Raw genomic sequence first — 16,242 nt, 5'->3', positions numbered from 1 at the left:
AAGCGCAGACACAACCTAATGAACTGAAGAGTATCGACTTTAGAGTCAATCAAACGCGTGATGCGGTGATTGTCATAGAGTTGGCATCGAGCAGTACCGTCGTCGATGTACAGAAAGCCCAAGATGGCTTGAGTATCGAGATACTTAATACTCAAGTGGCGGATGACAAACTGTACCTTTTGGATGTAAAGGATTTTTCAACCTTAGTGGGAGACATTGAGGTGTTTCGAGAAACGCCGAGCGTTCGTTTATTCGCTAGCATTAGTGCCGACTACGACTATGAATATCAGATCAATGGACGAGAAATCGAGGTGGTTGTAAGTAAGCCAGTGGTCGTCGAGAACGAGCCTGAAAAGAGCATTCTCGACAAAGAGGGCAAGCTTATCTCGATTAACTTCCAAGATATCCCTGTGCGGAACGTGTTGCAGCTCATCGCTGATTATAACGACTTTAACTTGGTGGTTTCAGACTCTGTAGCGGGTAACCTCACACTTCGTCTTGATGGGGTGCCATGGCAGCAGGTGTTAGACATTATTCTTCAGGTCAAAGGGTTAGATAAGCGTGTCGATGGCAATGTGATATTGGTGGCACCGAGAGCGGAACTCGATCTACGAGAGCAGCAAGCGCTTGAAAAATCGAGATTAGAACAAGAATTAGGGGAGCTTAAGTCGGAGATCATTAAAATCAACTTTGCCAAAGCCACCGATATTGCTGATATGATTGGCGGTGATGGCACCGTGAGTATGCTTTCAGATAGAGGCAGTATCACCATTGATGAGCGCACCAACTCGTTATTGATTCGAGAGTTAGCCGAGAATATCTCGGTGATCCGTGAAATAGTCGAGTCACTCGATATTCCGGTAAAGCAGGTTCAAATCGAGGCGAGAATTGTCACGGTCACGGAGGGCAATTTGGATGAACTTGGTGTCCGCTGGGGTGTTTCATCGACCAATGGTAGCTTTAAAGTTGGGGGATCCATTGAAGGTAACTACCCAACCATTCAGCCATACAACAGTGACGATAGCGGTGATGATTCCAGTGCAATTGACAACTACCTTAACGTCAATCTTGGCGCGACCTCTCCCAATGCATCGAGTATCGCTTTTCAAGTGGCGAAATTAGGCTCAGATACTCTGCTTGATCTAGAGCTTTCGGCACTCCAACAAGAGTCAAAAGCAGAAATTATCTCCAGTCCTCGTTTAATTACGACCAATAAGAAGCCCGCTTATATTGAGCAGGGGACAGAAATCCCTTATTTGGAGTCCTCTTCGAGTGGAGCGACATCGGTGGCATTCAAAAAAGCCGTATTGAGCCTCAAAGTGACACCACAAATCACGCCAGATAACCGCTTGGTGCTAGACCTTAGCGTAACCCAAGATAGACCCGGGCAAGTGGTGAAAACGGGGACAGGTGAAGCGGTAGCAATCGATACTCAAAGAATTGGCACTCAGGTACTGGTTAATAACGGAGAAACCGTAGTGCTGGGAGGGATTTTCCAACATAGTGTGAGCAATACCGTCGATAAGGTGCCCGTTCTTGGGGATTTACCGCTTTTAGGCGCATTATTTCGCCGAAGTTATGAAAATGTAGGGAAAAGTGAACTGTTGATCTTTGTTACACCTAAAGTTGTGATTCAATAAGGGACAATTAGATCAAAAATAAAGTTGCATTAGTGGCACCTAACCTTGATAATTTCGGGTCTTATCACGAATTATCTGTGAGGAATCGGTGCCACGGGCCTTTTAATTTCAGTATTAGTACTGACCTACCTTGTGGCGATGTCATTGAATTAACGTTGTAAATTACTGCTAAACATGGCTGAGAAACGCAATATTTTTCTTGTTGGCCCAATGGGCGCCGGCAAAAGTACAATTGGTAGACACCTAGCTTCCCAACTGCACATGGAGTTTCTAGACTCTGATACTGTGATCGAAGAGCGCACTGGCGCAGACATCGCTTGGGTATTTGATGTAGAAGGTGAAGAAGGTTTCCGTAAACGCGAAGAATCTGTAATCAACGATCTGACAGAAGAACAAGGTATTGTTCTTGCGACAGGCGGCGGTTCAGTAATGAGCAAAGAAAACCGTAACCGTCTATCTGCACGAGGTATTGTTGTTTACCTTGAAACAACAATTGAGAAGCAACTTGCGCGTACAAACCGCGACAAGAAGCGCCCTCTACTTCAAACGGATAACCCGCGTGATGTGCTAGAAGATCTAGCAATGACTCGCAACGCACTGTACGAAGAAGTGGCGGACTACACAGTTCGTACTGACGACCAAAGTGCAAAAGTGGTAGCCAACCAGATCGTAAAAATGCTAGAAGAACGTTAAGTTCATTTTTTCGGAGAGCAAACCATGGAACGGATTACGGTCAATCTAGCTGAGCGTAGCTACCCTATCTCTATTGGCGCCGGGTTATTTGAAGACCCGGCGTACCTTTCTTTTTTATCCGGTAAGCAAAAAGTGGTTGTGATCAGTAATGTCACAGTTGCCCCTTTGTATGCGGATAAAATCTTATCGCTTTTGAGTGACGTTGGCTGTCAAGCATCTCTACTAGAGTTACCTGATGGTGAGCAATACAAGACACTTGAAACCTTTAACACCGTAATGAGCTACATGCTTGAAGGTAACTACAGCCGCGATGTGGTGGTGATTGCCTTAGGTGGTGGTGTGATTGGTGATCTTGTCGGCTTTGCTGCGGCTTGTTACCAGCGTGGTATTGATTTCGTTCAGATTCCTACGACTTTGCTTTCACAGGTAGATTCATCGGTAGGTGGTAAAACAGCCGTTAATCACCCTATGGGTAAGAACATGATTGGCGCCTTCTATCAACCTAAGTCTGTCATCATCGATACTAACTGCCTATCTACACTGCCTGAGCGTGAGTTTGCGGCGGGTATTGCTGAAGTGATCAAGTACGGCATCATTTACGATGAAGCCTTCTTTAGCTGGCTCGAAGAGAACCTCGATAAGCTGTATCAACTTGACGAGCAGGCACTGACTACGGCGATTGCGCGTTGTTGTGCGATTAAAGCTGAGGTTGTGGCACAAGATGAGAAAGAGTCAGGAATCCGTGCGTTATTGAACCTAGGTCATACATTTGGTCATGCGATTGAAGCAGAACTAGGCTATGGTAATTGGCTACATGGTGAAGCTGTGTCATCTGGCACGGTTATGGCTGCAAAAACGGCGCAACTGCAAGGCTTGATTACCGAGCAGCAACTTGAGCGTATTATCTCTATACTTAAGAGTGCGAAGTTGCCAATTCATACTCCAGAAAGCATGTCTTTTGAAGACTTTATGAAGCACATGATGCGCGATAAAAAAGTGCTCTCTGGTCAGCTCCGTCTCGTTCTACCGACTAGCATTGGTACAGCTGAGGTGGTTGCCGATGTACCTCAGGACATCATCAAACAAGCGATTGATTTCTGTCGTACGCTTTAAGCAAGAAGTAACGTTACTCTGAGCTGTTGTGGCTCAGAGTGACAATCTCGACGTTTGGTTGATTTGTCAGTAGGGAAGCCTAATGAGTTTGGCTCATGAATTAAGAGTATTGGAGTTAGAGTCTCAGGTTGAGCTGCTAGAGCGGTTACAACTCCTCACCAATTTTGGTTCAAACTTAGTCACTGTCGCGGGGCAACCCGGTTCAGGGAAAACATGGTTAGCACAACGCTACCTTGAGGCTTGGGCTACAGATAAAAATCAATGCCTACTGTTTTGTCACCCCAATCAAGACGACCAACAACACCGTGCGCTCATTCTGAGCCAAATTGTTTCTGATCCTCTTTTTAATCAACATGACTCTTTAAGCGATAGCTTAACGCGAATCCTCGATGGCGATTCGTGCGATGTCGTGATCGTGGTTGATAATGCCCATCGTTTATCGGAAGTGTTAGTGTCTGAGCTCTGGCTGTTGGTGCTCGAAGCGCAAAGCAACCCCCAATGGACGATTAATGTTGTTCTGTTTTCAGAGGCGGGACATTTAGATTCTCTGTTAACTCGTTTGAGTTATGGGCAAGAGCATAAACCCATTGATCTTGAAATTGAGCCTCTTTCAGAACAAGAGGCGCTGCAGTTTTTTGAGTCGCTGGTGGTGCGTTATGTTGAAGACGATATGGAAAATCGGGTACGAAGCGCATTTCGAAAAGCCGCGCCTCTACCGGGTGAGTTAATGGCTCTAGGAGAGTTAAAAGTGGAAAAAAGGATTATTATTCGCTCAATTATTGGCTCGCCAACCAACATCGCAATTTTGGTTGCCTTACTCTTGGTTGTGATTGGTGGTGGTTACTGGTGGATGCTAAGTCAACCAACGCCAGACGACAAAGCTGAATCTCTGATTGCTCCTATTGAGCAGACGGCGATTCCTACCTTTGAAACCAAAGAGAGCAAAAGCGATGAGAACTTGGAAGATGTAACTGCGCCAGAGTCTGATGGTGATGATAGTTATGTCGGTGCAGAGGATGATACGTCTTCTTTACCACCCGTTGTGGTTGAAGAGACAGTCAGCGTTGGGGCAGAGCAAGATACTCAGCAGCGCGTTGTTATTACTTCAGACGTCGTTGATGCGCTTTTAGAAGGCAAGCCAGAGACGGTCGATACACAAAATATTGATGATGCAGTAGAGGCAAACAGCTCTCCAAGCACTGAGCCTGTTGCTCCGTCACAAGCGGCACTAGAAGCTTCCAGTGATGATGAAGGCTCTGCTCGTGAACAAGCCGAGCTAGCAGCCCAAGAGGCAGCACAAGCCCCTGCGAAAACCATTACTTTCTCGTTTGCCAGAGATGAACTCAAAGCGTTATCACCACGAGCTTATACGCTGCAGTTAGGGGCAATGACTGAGCTTGAAGATGTTCAATCTTTTATTGAGCAGTACGATATTGTTGATGATGTTCGAATTTACCCAACAGTTCGAAATGATGTTGAGTGGTTTATTGTCACCTATCAAGATTATCCAACCATTCAAGTCGCGCGAGATGCGGTTGAATCCTTGCCAAAAGGCTTGCAAGCACTGGAACCTTGGGCAAAATCGATGAATCAGGTGCATCGAGAGATAGAACGTGCGAAATAACGCTGAGCTTCGCCTCAAAATATGTTACATTCCGCAGCCTTATTTTTGAGTTGATAGATAGAGCAGTAAATGAAAAAGCAGCGTGCCTTTCTAAAATGGGCTGGTGGTAAATATGGCCTAGTAGAAGATATCCAACGCCACTTGCCGCCTGCTCGTAAATTGGTGGAGCCATTTGTTGGTGCTGGTTCTGTGTTTCTGAACACGGATTATGACCAATACTTGCTGGCAGACATCAACCCTGATCTGATCAACTTATATAATCTCCTCAAGACCGATCCTGAGACCTATATTGCGGAAGCAAAACGTTGGTTTTGTCCTGAAAACAACCGCAAAGAAGCGTACTTAGATATTCGCGCTCAATTCAACGATACTGACAATGTGATGTACCGTTCTTTGGCATTTTTATACATGAACCGCTTTGGTTTTAATGGCTTATGTCGTTATAACAAGAAGGGTGGTTTTAACGTGCCGTTCGGTTCTTACAAAAAGCCTTACTTCCCTGAAGCGGAGCTTGAGTTCTTTGCCGAGAAAGCCAAGAAAGCTACCTTTGTTTGTGAAGGCTACAGCGAAACCTTTAGTCGCGCTCGTAAAGGCTGTGTCGTTTATTGCGATCCTCCATACGCACCGCTATCAAATACCGCAAATTTTACCTCCTATGCAGGTAATGGCTTTTCACTTGATGACCAAGCTGCACTTGCTGATGTTGCTGAGAAAACGGCAATGGAGCGTGGTATCCCTGTATTGATCTCTAATCACGATACGACTTTGACACGTCGCCTCTATCACGGTGCCGATCTTAACGTTGTTAAAGTGAAGCGAACCATCAGCCGTAACGGTGCTGGTCGTAATAAAGTGGATGAGCTGCTGGCTCTGTTCCATGCAGAGAAAAACCAACTAGCTTCTGAGTAGCAACGCTTTACCGAGTCAATTGACAGATTGTTTCCACGGTTGGTGTTACTGACAACAGACTTGGCACTTTGATAAACAATTCCTTGGAACTGCTAGGATCTCTTTCATCGGTTAGGTAGAATTGCGCACCAGATAGTCTTGGGTTTGAGCCTTATATTTGTGTATGAGATGCCACCAAGGCGGTGATATTCGCATTTTACTCACTCTTAAGAGGTCTGGTATGAAAGATTTTCTAATCGCTCCATCTATTTTGTCTGCAGATTTTGCTCGTCTTGGTGATGACGTAGAACGTGTTCTTGCAGCGGGTGCCGACGTTGTGCACTTTGATGTGATGGATAACCACTACGTACCAAACCTGACTTTTGGCGCACCTATCTGTAAAGCACTTCGTGACTACGGTATTACCGCACCGATCGACGTTCACCTAATGGTTAAACCTGTCGATAACATCGTACCTGATTTCGCTAAAGCAGGTGCATCGATGATCACGTTCCACGTTGAAGCTTCTGAGCACATCGATCGTACACTACAGCTTATCAAAGAGCACGGCTGTAAAGCAGGAGTTGTATTAAACCCAGCAACACCGCTTTCATGCCTAGACTACATTATGGATAAAGTAGATTTGATTCTACTGATGTCGGTAAACCCAGGCTTTGGTGGTCAATCTTTCATTCCTCACACTTTAGATAAGTTGCGTGCGGTTCGTAAGATGATCGACGAATCAGGCCGTGACATCCGTCTTGAGATTGATGGCGGCGTAAAAGTAGATAACATTCGTGAAATCGCAGAAGCGGGCGCAGATATGTTTGTTGCGGGTTCAGCAATTTTCAATCAGCCTGATTACAAAGAAGTGATTGATGAGATGCGTGCAGAGCTTGCAAAAGTTAACGCATAAAAGTAGAACTAGGGTCTGTTGACCTAAACTAAAGAATTTAGATAAAGGGGCTGATTGGCCCCTTTTTACGTCTTATTGCTCAACTCATAAGGCGAATACAAAAAATAGGAAAGTAAGATGTCATTAAGCTCAATAAAACTGATTGCCTTTGATTTGGATGGAACCTTATTAGATAGCGTGCCAGATCTTGCGGTTGCCGCGGACCAAGCGTGCCAGGCGATGGGATTCCCTGCAGTAAGCGAAGAGGAAGTACGTGATTATGTGGGCAACGGTGCTGATGTTCTTATCGGACGCTCCTTGAGCCGCAGTCTAACGGTAGATCCAAACCTAGAGCCAGAGCTGCTAAAGAAAGCGCGTATCTTGTTTGATGATTTCTACGAGCAGGGCGGGCATAAGCTAAGCCACTTTTACCCATCAGTAAAAGAGACGCTGGCAGAACTGCACAAAGCGGGCTTCACATTGGCTCTAGTAACCAACAAACCATCGAAGTTTGTACCAGACGTGTTAGCACAGCACGGTATCGATAAGTACTTTGTTGATGTGTTAGGTGGTGACTCGTTCCCAGAGAAGAAGCCGAACCCAGTAGCGCTAAACTGGTTGCTAAAAAAGCACAACGTAGAAGCTGACGAAATGTTGATGGTTGGTGATTCAAGTAACGACATCAAAGCGGCGAAGAATGCGGGTTGCCACTCGTTCGGTCTGACATATGGCTATAACCACGGTGAACCGATCTCTGCATCAAACCCTGACTATGTGGCCGATAGTGTCGCGCAATTGCTCGATGTTGTTCTCGTTTCAGCATAAAGCGTACAAAAGTTAGTTAAGCTACTGGCAAAATACTTGTCAATGAGTACACTGGATGAGCCGCACAGAAGAGCTGTGCGGCTTTTCTATTTTTAAGTTAAGAAGCTAGTCTGTAAGACGCAACGTTAAAAGCTAGCGAATAAGCAAAGGAATTAAAACCATGAGCAAGCCCATCGTATTGAGTGGTGTTCAACCATCTGGTGAACTAAGTATCGGTAACTACTTGGGTGCTCTACGTCAATGGCAACAGATGCAAGATGACTACGATTGCCAATACTGTGTTGTAGACCTTCACGCGGTTACGGTTCGTCAAGATCCGAAAGCGCTGCATGAAGCGACTCTAGACGCACTAGCAATCTGTCTTGCTGTCGGTGTTGATCCAAAGAAGAGCACGCTATTTGTTCAGTCTCACGTACCAGAGCATGCTCAACTTGGTTGGCTTCTTAACTGTTACACACAAATGGGTGAACTGAGCCGTATGACTCAGTTTAAAGACAAGTCTGCACGTCACTCAAACGACGTAAACGTAGGTCTGTTTGATTACCCAGTGCTGATGGCTGCAGATATCTTGCTATACGGCGCTCACCAAGTGCCTGTAGGTAGCGACCAGAAGCAGCACCTTGAGCTAGCGCGTGATATCGCGACTCGATTCAATAACATCTACTCTCCTGAGCAGCCAATCTTCGAAGTGCCAGAACCGTACATCCCAACAGTGAATGCACGTGTAATGAGCCTACAAGATGCAACTAAGAAGATGTCAAAATCAGATGATAACCGTAAGAACGTGATTACTCTTCTGGAAGAGCCTAAGTCGATCATTAAGAAGATCAACAAAGCGCAAACAGATGCGGAAACACCACCGCGCATCGCTCACGACTGGGAAAACAAAGCGGGTATCTCTAACCTAATGGGTCTGTACTCTGCAGCAACGGGTAAAACGTTTGAAGAGATTGAAGCGCAATACCAAGGCGTAGAGATGTACGGTCCATTCAAGAAAGACGTTGGCGCAGCAATCGTTGAGATGCTAGAGCCTATCCAAGCGGAATACCGCCGCATTCGTGAAGATCGTGCCTACATGGACGCAGTGATGAAAGCGGGCGCAGAAAAAGCTTCAGAGCGCGCAGCAGTAACCCTGAAGAAAGCATATGAAGCAGTAGGTTTTGTGACTCGCCCATAGTTAAAACAGAAGTTCGATATTCTTAAAGCCCCTGCATTGCAGGGGCTTTTTTATTTCTCTTTTATTAATCTGTTCTATCACGCCTTATTAATATAATTAAATATTATCTATTAAATTCTTCGTGTGGTAATGGCCACAATAAAAAAGCGTATTTGAAATTCACTATCTAGTTAATTTCGCATAACACTGAGTGCTTTATATTTCTGAGGTGTAGAGCAAATTTTAAGTTTTTAGTGTTTATACTCAACTATAAATTACTCATATTGTTGGAATTGTCATTAGTCTCTTAATAATCGCGATGCAAGTGTGATATGCAGCTCATTTGTGCTGATTATGGCTTTATGTTGTTACATAAAAATTAGAAATTACACTCGTTTATAAAAACTATTGAATTTTATTGTATTCAGAATCACGCCTGTGAATCTGCGGTCTTTTGCACTCTAAATTTACTTAAATCACATCCAATAAGTAATTTTTCGCGCATTAAAAGGCTTTGGAACGATATTCCAATACAAGCTAATAATTAAGGGAAAATAATGTTGAAAAGAAATGCAGTGGCATTGGCTATTTCTTCTTTATTTATGGCCTCAGCAGTAAATGCTGTCACCATTTACGAAGATGAAAATGGCGATTTTGTAAAACTCTACGGTGAGGTCGGCGTTGGTGGCCATATTGGCGCTAACTATGAATACGGTGAGTTTTACGCAGACCAAACCTTCATTGATGACTCATTCGCAACCATGGGTGTGAAAGGTAAACAAGACAAGATGCACTATCGCTTAGAGTTGGACTATGAGCGTGAGAACTGGGAATACGGTTCAGGTGATATGGTTCTGGCGATCGATAAGGTCTTTATTGGATACGACCTGTACAAGAGCAAAAGTCAAGAACACTACATAGAGGTAGGTCTAACCGATACTGCATTTGATGATTACGACAAGTGGGGTGACTTTACTTTTGATACAACGGTTGAAACAGGCGAAGCGGGCGATCAAGACATGACCGTTAAGTACGAGGGCAAATACTTTGGCGCAATCAAAGTTGGCGCTTCGTACACCAACCGCGCTGAATCATCTTCTGGCTCTGAGCTTGGCGAAATCGTGAATGGTTACATTGGTTACTTTGGCGATCGCTTCTCTGTCGTAGCTGGTGCGGAAGGTCGCGGTGGTTCTGATGGTGAATCTAAATATGGCGAGCAGCGTCTATTAGGTGCTGGCGCACGCCTTGCTGTGACAGAAACTTTCCACCTTGGTGTTAATGCGTTCTTCGAAGAAGAAGATATTGCACAGTCAAGAACGCTGGTTTCGGTTGATCCTGTTACCGGCGATAAAACCTACGTGAACAATGACTTTCAAACTCTAGAGAACAAAGGTTACCTGGCCTCAGCGAAGTACCAGTTTACTGATAATTGGGAGTTCACTGCTTCATACAACTACGAAGAGTATGAGCAATGGGCGATTGACAATCGCAATGAGCAAGCAGCAAGTGGCAAAGATATGCACAGCTGGGGTGATGAGCGCGTATGGGGCACATTGGGAGTTAACTACCGTCCAACACGTTCTAGTGTGATCGCACTTGAATGGAACACTGGTGAAGCAGCTCAAGACGCTTACGCTTACGCTCGTGTTTACTTCTAATTAAATCAGAGAGATATCGAAATGAATAAAAAAATGACTCTACTTGCTGGTGCGATTAGTAGTGTGCTTAGTAGCGCGGCACTGGCTGGTTTACAGGACGTTGTTATTAGTGAAGTTGTTGATGGGAAAGATAGTTCAAAAAACAGAGCTGTAGAAATTACGAACTTGGGAGACGTTGATTACACTTTCCCTGACCACATTGAGTTAAGTAAACAAGCTAACGGTGGCACATGGTATACAATCAATAACTCTAATGGTGATTCTGCTTTAGCTGGTTTAGTTTTGCCTACTGGGAAAAGTGCGGTTGTTTATTATTACAAGTCTGACTCAGATAGAGCCAGTGATGAGATCATAAAAAACATTGCGGACAACGGTGGAATTGCAATCCAAGGTAATAGCAATCTGAATGGTAATGGTAATGATACTTGGGCACTTCGAGATGTAAGTGATTCAGATTCACCTGTAATTTTAGATGTTGTTGGGTATGCTGATTCTGATCAATATTTTGGTACAGATGTTACATTACGTCGTTTTAATACACTCCCTAATCAGAAAAACTCTTACGATCCCGGTGATTGGTCCATAGCTGATTCTAGTGATCAATATAGTCATTTGGGCAATCCGGAGTTGATCGCCCCTCCTACGCCTTTATGTTCACAAAACTCATCATCACAAGCGAAATATATTGGTGAAGTTCAGGGGGTAGGAAAGTTCTCCCCACTAATCACCTCCGGATATGTCTCTGAAGAATACTACAAAGTATCAGGTACCGTGTCTGCAGTTACGAATAATCCTGTTTCAGGTTTTTACTTGTATGATAATAATGCTGACGGCGATGTGTTGAGTTCCGATGGCATTTTTGTCCCTGCATCTGATGTTGCAGATGTAACTGTTGGTCAAGAAGTATGTGTTTACGCGAAAGTTCAAGAAAACTATGGCTTGACGCAACTCCTAGCACATACTGGTAAATGGGAAGTAACAAACTCATCGGTAACTAATGTAGAACCTGTTTCTCTGGTTAGTCTTTCAAGTGATGATTCATTTTCGGAAACACTTGAACGTTACGAAGGTATGCTAGTGACTACCGTTGAGGACATGGGGAAAAATGCCGTTGAGTTAGCTGCTATTGAGGAGAAAGTTCAAAGTCTAACCATTGAACGAAATGAAGCGGAAACTGAGGATGAGTACCAAACACGTCTATCTGATGCGAAAGATGAGCTTAAGCAAGAATTAATGTCAGTGAAGACTGATATGAGAGTCTCTAAGAGCTTTAGCTATGACTATTCAGCTCGCCGCAATAATATTACCCTGAGTTTCAAACGACCAAACCCGCAGCCTAACCAAGATCATGTAGCGGGTTCTCAAGCGTCATTGGATCAAGCAGATCAGAACGATGATTATCGACTATTGCTTGAATCCGATACTAAAGCACAAAATGGGCAAATTCCGTATTATCCTCAGTTCAATGATAAGCCTAACGAAAACTATATTCGCATCAATGATAGCGTTATAGGGGCTACTGGGGTTATCGGATACTCATATGGCAACTTTACTTTAACGGTGCCTGCTCTTTTAGAAAGCAAGAACTCTTCTGAAATTAAATTCGTTCATAATACGGACCGAGACTCGTTAAAGATTAATGAATACTACGGCAAAGATGGCTTTACAATAAAAGTCGCAACGCAAAATGTATTAAACTACTTCAACTCTCCATATGGTGGTTCTGATAACCAATTTGGCGACAATCGCGGCGCAGAGTCTGAACTAGAGTTCAATCGTCAGCAGACAAAGATAGTCGAAGCTATACATGGTTTAGATGCTGATATTCTCGGTTTGATGGAAATTGAGAATAATGGTTTCGGCGATTTCGGTGCAATGAAAGAGCTGTTAGCGGCAGTTAATGCTAAATATACTAAAGAAAACTACGCTGATCGTAATGACAAAGATTCAATTCACAATCGATATGTATTCGTTGGGTTTGATAAAAATGGCGATACTGTCCTTGATGAAGAAGATACGATTGGCAGTGACTCCATTACAACAGGGCTAATTTACCGCCCATCCAAGGTTTCAGTCATCTCTGGTCAAGTCATACCAATGCCATGGCAAGATGCACCTATGATCGTTGATGAAAATAACGCCCCAATCTTAGACAGCAAAGGTGAAGTCCGTGAAAACGGTAAGAATTATCAGCGTAATACTGTTACCGCAACGTTTAAAGTGAACAACACTGGTAAAAAACTAACGGTTGCAGTAAACCACCTGAAGTCAAAGGGCTCTACGTGTTATGAAGACTGGAAGGGGTGGCAAGATTGGTATAAGTTCGACCCTAAAAAAGATAAAGTACGTAACGACGATTTCCAAGGCAACTGTGAACACTTCCGTGTTGCTGCTGTTACTCATTTGGGAGAAGAGCTCGCTAAAATTGAAGGGGATAAAGTAGTTTTAGGTGACTTTAATGCTTATGCACATGAGGACCCTATGCTCGTTATGACTTCTAACCCAACTGGCAAAGAAATCTATGCCGCTGGTTATACCAAAATTGGTAGTGATGTTCAGTTCGGCCCAGAAGGAAAGAAAATAACCAAGACATTTGGGTATATCAACGCTGTAGATTTGTTTACACCTGAAGGTGAAACTTCATGGAGCTACTCTTACAACGACGAGATTGGTTCTCTAGATCATTTGTTAGTTTCCAAGAATATGCAAAGTAGGCTGGTTGACGCTAAAGATTGGCACATTAATGCTCCAGAGAGTGCGTTGTTCGACTATGAGAATGAACATAAGTACGCATTAAATGATCAGAAGAAGCCTGTAAACCAAAAGGGTGAGTTGCTTACGGAAGATAATCTAAATGCCTTTTACTCTGAAGATCCATACCGCTCTTCGGATCATGACTCTGCAATTGTGAGTATCGGGTATAAATACAATGAAGCTGGTGAGACTCCAATTAGCATCGCAGCTAAAAGTGGTAGAGCTGACATTGCGTTCCCAGTTTCAGCTTCTGCACAGAAAAACGATATTGCCGAAATATCAATTTCCCCACAACCTAAAGGAATAGCATTGCCGCAAGTCAAACTGACAAAAAATGGTGAACAAACCGTTATGTTTGATGTGGTAGGCTTAGACGAAGGTACTTACACTATCTCAATGACACTTAAGGGTGAACGTGCTGCTGCACAAAATGCAGGTGCATCATCTTCTACAGTGATTGAATCAAAGAGTATGGAAGTTAACATCTCTAAACGTGACTCAAGTAACGTCAAGCCAGTATATCCGGAATATGACGGTTCTGGCGGTAGCTTTGGCTTTGGTGCACTTCTATCTCTGTTTGGATTAGGTTTCTTACGTCGCCGTAAAGCTTAATATAATCAGATAGCTGTAAATGAATAAGGCCGGCTTATGCTGGCCTTATTTTTGTTTATCTCTTGCTTTATACTTGCCTTTCTAATCTCTTACTGCACAATACACATCCTATTGTTCTCTTCAATACGGTTACGATTTACGTATGTTACTTATCATCGACAACTACGACTCTTTTACCTATAACCTGTACCAATACTTTTGTGAGTTGGGTGCAGAGGTCAAGGTTGTGCGCAATGATGAGATTGATATCGCCGGCATTGAAGCGCTTAAACCAAACCACCTAGTGATCTCTCCGGGTCCATGTACGCCTGACGATGCAGGTATCTCGCTTGCGGCTATCGAGCACTTCGCGGGTAAATTACCTATCTTAGGTGTTTGTCTTGGTCATCAAGCGATTGCTCAAGTCTTTGGTGGTGAAGTCGTGAGAGCCAGACAGGTAATGCATGGTAAAACCTCCCCGATTCGTCACACTGGGAAGAGTGTTTTTCAAGGGTTGAATAACCCACTGACTGTTACGCGCTATCACTCCTTAGTGGTGAAGAATGGCACCTTGCCGGACTGTTTTGAACTGACATCTTGGACAGAATTTGAAGATGGCCGTATGGACGAAATTATGGGTTATCAGCACAAGACTTTGCCGATCGACGCAGTACAATTTCACCCCGAATCGATTAAAACAGAGCAAGGGCACCAACTACTGGCTAATTTTCTAGCCCGCTGAGTGTTTGAATCCTTCTGACACCGATCACTTTTTATAACATTTATAGATGTGAATACCGTTTTTTGTGTCTATGCAAAGTTATTCGCGTTATTTCCTCTCGATCCCCTCTCAGAGCTTGTTCTGCCTGCATTTCTTGTTTGTTAAAGCACGTCTAAGTAAAAAAAGCTTCATAAAATAGATACGTTGATGCATAAATAGTCATAGGTAGTAACGTTCGCCTGGCTATTTAGCGTGGCGAAAGAATAATCTACTATTGAAAAGGTTAATTAAATGTAAATATAATGCTGCAGCAGGATGATGGCGAGACAAAATACCTTTGTCTCGGATATGAACCATTACGCTTATTTTGCGAAGCTTGCAGTATCGAGAAGGAATGTGTGATGACAGTGGAAAATAAAGTGGAACGTAGTCTATTTGATGAGGTCATGGTGCCTTGTTACAACCCTATGGAAATGATCCCAGTAAAAGGGGAAGGGGCACGCGTTTGGGATCAGCAAGGTCGTGAGTACATCGACTTCGCTGGTGGTATTGCGGTGAGCTGTTTGGGTCACTGTCACCCAGCGATGGTTGACGCTGTGACTGAGCAAGCAAATAAGCTGTGGCACCTAAGTAACGTTATGACTAACGAGCCAGCACTGCGTCTAGCGAAAAAACTAACAGACGTGTGTTTTGCAGAGAAAGTGTTCTTTGCAAACTCAGGTGCAGAAGCGAACGAAGCAGCACTGAAGCTTGCTCGTCGATGGGCAGCAGACGTTCATGGTCCAGAAAAATCTGAGATCATTGCATTTAAACAGGGTTTCCACGGTCGTACATTCTTTACGGTTACTGTTGGTGGTCAAGCTGCATACTCAGATGGCTTTGGTCCTAAGCCAGGAGACGTAACGCACCTTCCGTACAATGATATCGAAGCACTAGAAGCGCATATCTCTGATCGTACTTGTGCTGTGATGATGGAACCTCTGCAAGGCGAAGGCGGCATCATTTCTCCAACATCTGAGTTTGTAAACACGGTACGTGAGCTGTGTGATAAGCACAATGCACTGCTGATTTTCGATGAAGTACAAACGGGTAACGGCCGTACTGGTAACTTCTACGCTTACCAAGGTTTAGGTGTTACACCGGATATCTTGAGCACTGCGAAATCACTAGGTGGTGGTTTCCCAATCGGTGCAATGCTAACGACCAATGAATTAGCGCCACATCTAAAAGTGGGTACTCATGGTTCAACTTACGGTGGTAACCCACTAGCATGTGCGGTTGCAGAAGCAGTTGTTGATGTTGTTAGCCAGCCAGACACACTTGAAGGTGTGAAGGTTCGTGAAGCGTTATTCCGTGATGGTCTAGCGAAAATTAATGAAAAATATCAAATCTTTAGTGAAGTTCGTGGTAAAGGCCTACTACTGGGTGCGGCTCTGAATGACGAATGGCAAGGCCGCGCGCGTGACGTATTAGTTGCTGCGGGTAAAGAAGGTCTAATGGTGTTGGTTGCGGGTGCAAACGTGGTTCGTTTCACACCATCACTTGTGATCACTAAAGAAGAAATTGAAGAGGGCTTAGCAAAACTAGATAAAGCAATTGCTTCGCTAGTATAAGCCTCAAGCGGCGTCATAGAAATGATCGCCACAAGAGCGATCTCATGACGCACAGCTCAAGGCCCAAGCTT

Annotated in this window: 10 protein-coding genes and 3 pseudogenes; all 13 read left to right on the top strand. The window is 44.1% G+C overall.

The genetic code is table 11. From position 1 onward, the window contains the following. Nucleotides 1-11 precede the first annotated feature (11 nt). Nucleotides 12-1,640 (top strand): annotated as a pseudogene (locus OCV50_RS13215) (type IV pilus secretin PilQ); the annotation flags it as partial. 174 nt (nt 1,641-1,814) lie between these two features. Next, a complete protein-coding gene (gene aroK / locus OCV50_RS13210; protein ID WP_032550005.1) occupies nt 1,815-2,333 on the top strand; it encodes a shikimate kinase AroK in 519 nt (172 codons plus the stop codon). 24 nt (nt 2,334-2,357) lie between these two features. Then, on the top strand, nt 2,358-3,446 hold the full coding sequence (aroB, locus tag OCV50_RS13205; RefSeq protein WP_261903240.1) for a 3-dehydroquinate synthase: 1,089 nt from the start codon (nt 2,358-2,360) through the stop codon (nt 3,444-3,446). Between the two features lie 82 nt (nt 3,447-3,528). Beyond that, a pseudogene (locus OCV50_RS23305) lies at nt 3,529-3,915 on the top strand (ATP-binding protein); the annotation flags it as partial. A gap of 537 nt (nt 3,916-4,452) precedes the next feature. After that, nucleotides 4,453-5,070: pseudogene (locus OCV50_RS23300) on the top strand (SPOR domain-containing protein); the annotation flags it as partial. Nucleotides 5,071-5,139: 69 nt separating this feature from the next. Next, nucleotides 5,140-5,979: a Dam family site-specific DNA-(adenine-N6)-methyltransferase gene (locus tag OCV50_RS13195; protein ID WP_261903238.1), complete on the top strand. Its 840-nt coding sequence runs from the start codon at nt 5,140-5,142 to the stop codon at nt 5,977-5,979. A gap of 220 nt (nt 5,980-6,199) precedes the next feature. Beyond that, nucleotides 6,200-6,874 carry a ribulose-phosphate 3-epimerase gene (gene rpe / locus OCV50_RS13190; protein WP_261903237.1) on the top strand — a complete coding sequence of 225 codons (675 nt, stop codon included), beginning with the start codon at nt 6,200-6,202 and terminating at the stop codon, nt 6,872-6,874. Nucleotides 6,875-6,991: 117 nt separating this feature from the next. Then, entirely contained in the window at nt 6,992-7,678 is a 687-nt protein-coding gene (locus OCV50_RS13185) for a phosphoglycolate phosphatase (RefSeq protein WP_261903236.1), read from the top strand. Between the two features lie 160 nt (nt 7,679-7,838). Beyond that, on the top strand, nt 7,839-8,855 hold the full coding sequence (gene trpS / locus OCV50_RS13180) for a tryptophan--tRNA ligase (protein WP_239841909.1): 1,017 nt from the start codon (nt 7,839-7,841) through the stop codon (nt 8,853-8,855). A 536-nt stretch (nt 8,856-9,391) separates the two neighbouring features. Further along, nucleotides 9,392-10,492 (top strand): porin, encoded by a 1,101-nt coding sequence (locus OCV50_RS13175; protein WP_261903235.1) that lies wholly within the window; start codon nt 9,392-9,394, stop codon nt 10,490-10,492. Nucleotides 10,493-10,513: 21 nt separating this feature from the next. After that, entirely contained in the window at nt 10,514-13,858 is a 3,345-nt protein-coding gene (locus tag OCV50_RS13170) for an ExeM/NucH family extracellular endonuclease (RefSeq protein ID WP_261903234.1), read from the top strand. A 142-nt stretch (nt 13,859-14,000) separates the two neighbouring features. Next, complete coding sequence (locus OCV50_RS13165; RefSeq protein WP_261903233.1) at nt 14,001-14,579, top strand: aminodeoxychorismate/anthranilate synthase component II; 579 nt, start codon at nt 14,001-14,003, stop codon at nt 14,577-14,579. A 380-nt stretch (nt 14,580-14,959) separates the two neighbouring features. Further along, on the top strand, nt 14,960-16,171 hold the full coding sequence (locus OCV50_RS13160; protein WP_239841903.1) for an aspartate aminotransferase family protein: 1,212 nt from the start codon (nt 14,960-14,962) through the stop codon (nt 16,169-16,171). Nucleotides 16,172-16,242 lie beyond the last annotated feature (71 nt).

Origin of the sequence: Vibrio fortis, from assembly GCF_024347475.1 — a bacterium.
Lineage (GTDB): Bacteria > Pseudomonadota > Gammaproteobacteria > Enterobacterales > Vibrionaceae > Vibrio > Vibrio fortis.
The sequence above is the reverse complement of the archived record's forward strand: the minus strand, read 5'-3'. Positions and strand labels throughout refer to the sequence as shown.

What these genes read in the sequence shown, in the direction of transcription:
- aroK (WP_032550005.1), top strand. Translation starts at nt 1,815, where the DNA reads ATGGCTGAGAAACGCAATATTTTTCTTGTTGGCCCAATGGGCGCCGGC.
- aroB (WP_261903240.1), top strand. Translation starts at nt 2,358, where the DNA reads ATGGAACGGATTACGGTCAATCTAGCTGAGCGTAGCTACCCTATCTCT.
- OCV50_RS13195 (WP_261903238.1), top strand. Translation starts at nt 5,140, where the DNA reads ATGAAAAAGCAGCGTGCCTTTCTAAAATGGGCTGGTGGTAAATATGGC.
- rpe (WP_261903237.1), top strand. Translation starts at nt 6,200, where the DNA reads ATGAAAGATTTTCTAATCGCTCCATCTATTTTGTCTGCAGATTTTGCT.
- OCV50_RS13185 (WP_261903236.1), top strand. Translation starts at nt 6,992, where the DNA reads ATGTCATTAAGCTCAATAAAACTGATTGCCTTTGATTTGGATGGAACC.
- trpS (WP_239841909.1), top strand. Translation starts at nt 7,839, where the DNA reads ATGAGCAAGCCCATCGTATTGAGTGGTGTTCAACCATCTGGTGAACTA.
- OCV50_RS13175 (WP_261903235.1), top strand. Translation starts at nt 9,392, where the DNA reads ATGTTGAAAAGAAATGCAGTGGCATTGGCTATTTCTTCTTTATTTATG.
- OCV50_RS13170 (WP_261903234.1), top strand. Translation starts at nt 10,514, where the DNA reads ATGAATAAAAAAATGACTCTACTTGCTGGTGCGATTAGTAGTGTGCTT.
- OCV50_RS13165 (WP_261903233.1), top strand. Translation starts at nt 14,001, where the DNA reads ATGTTACTTATCATCGACAACTACGACTCTTTTACCTATAACCTGTAC.
- OCV50_RS13160 (WP_239841903.1), top strand. Translation starts at nt 14,960, where the DNA reads ATGACAGTGGAAAATAAAGTGGAACGTAGTCTATTTGATGAGGTCATG.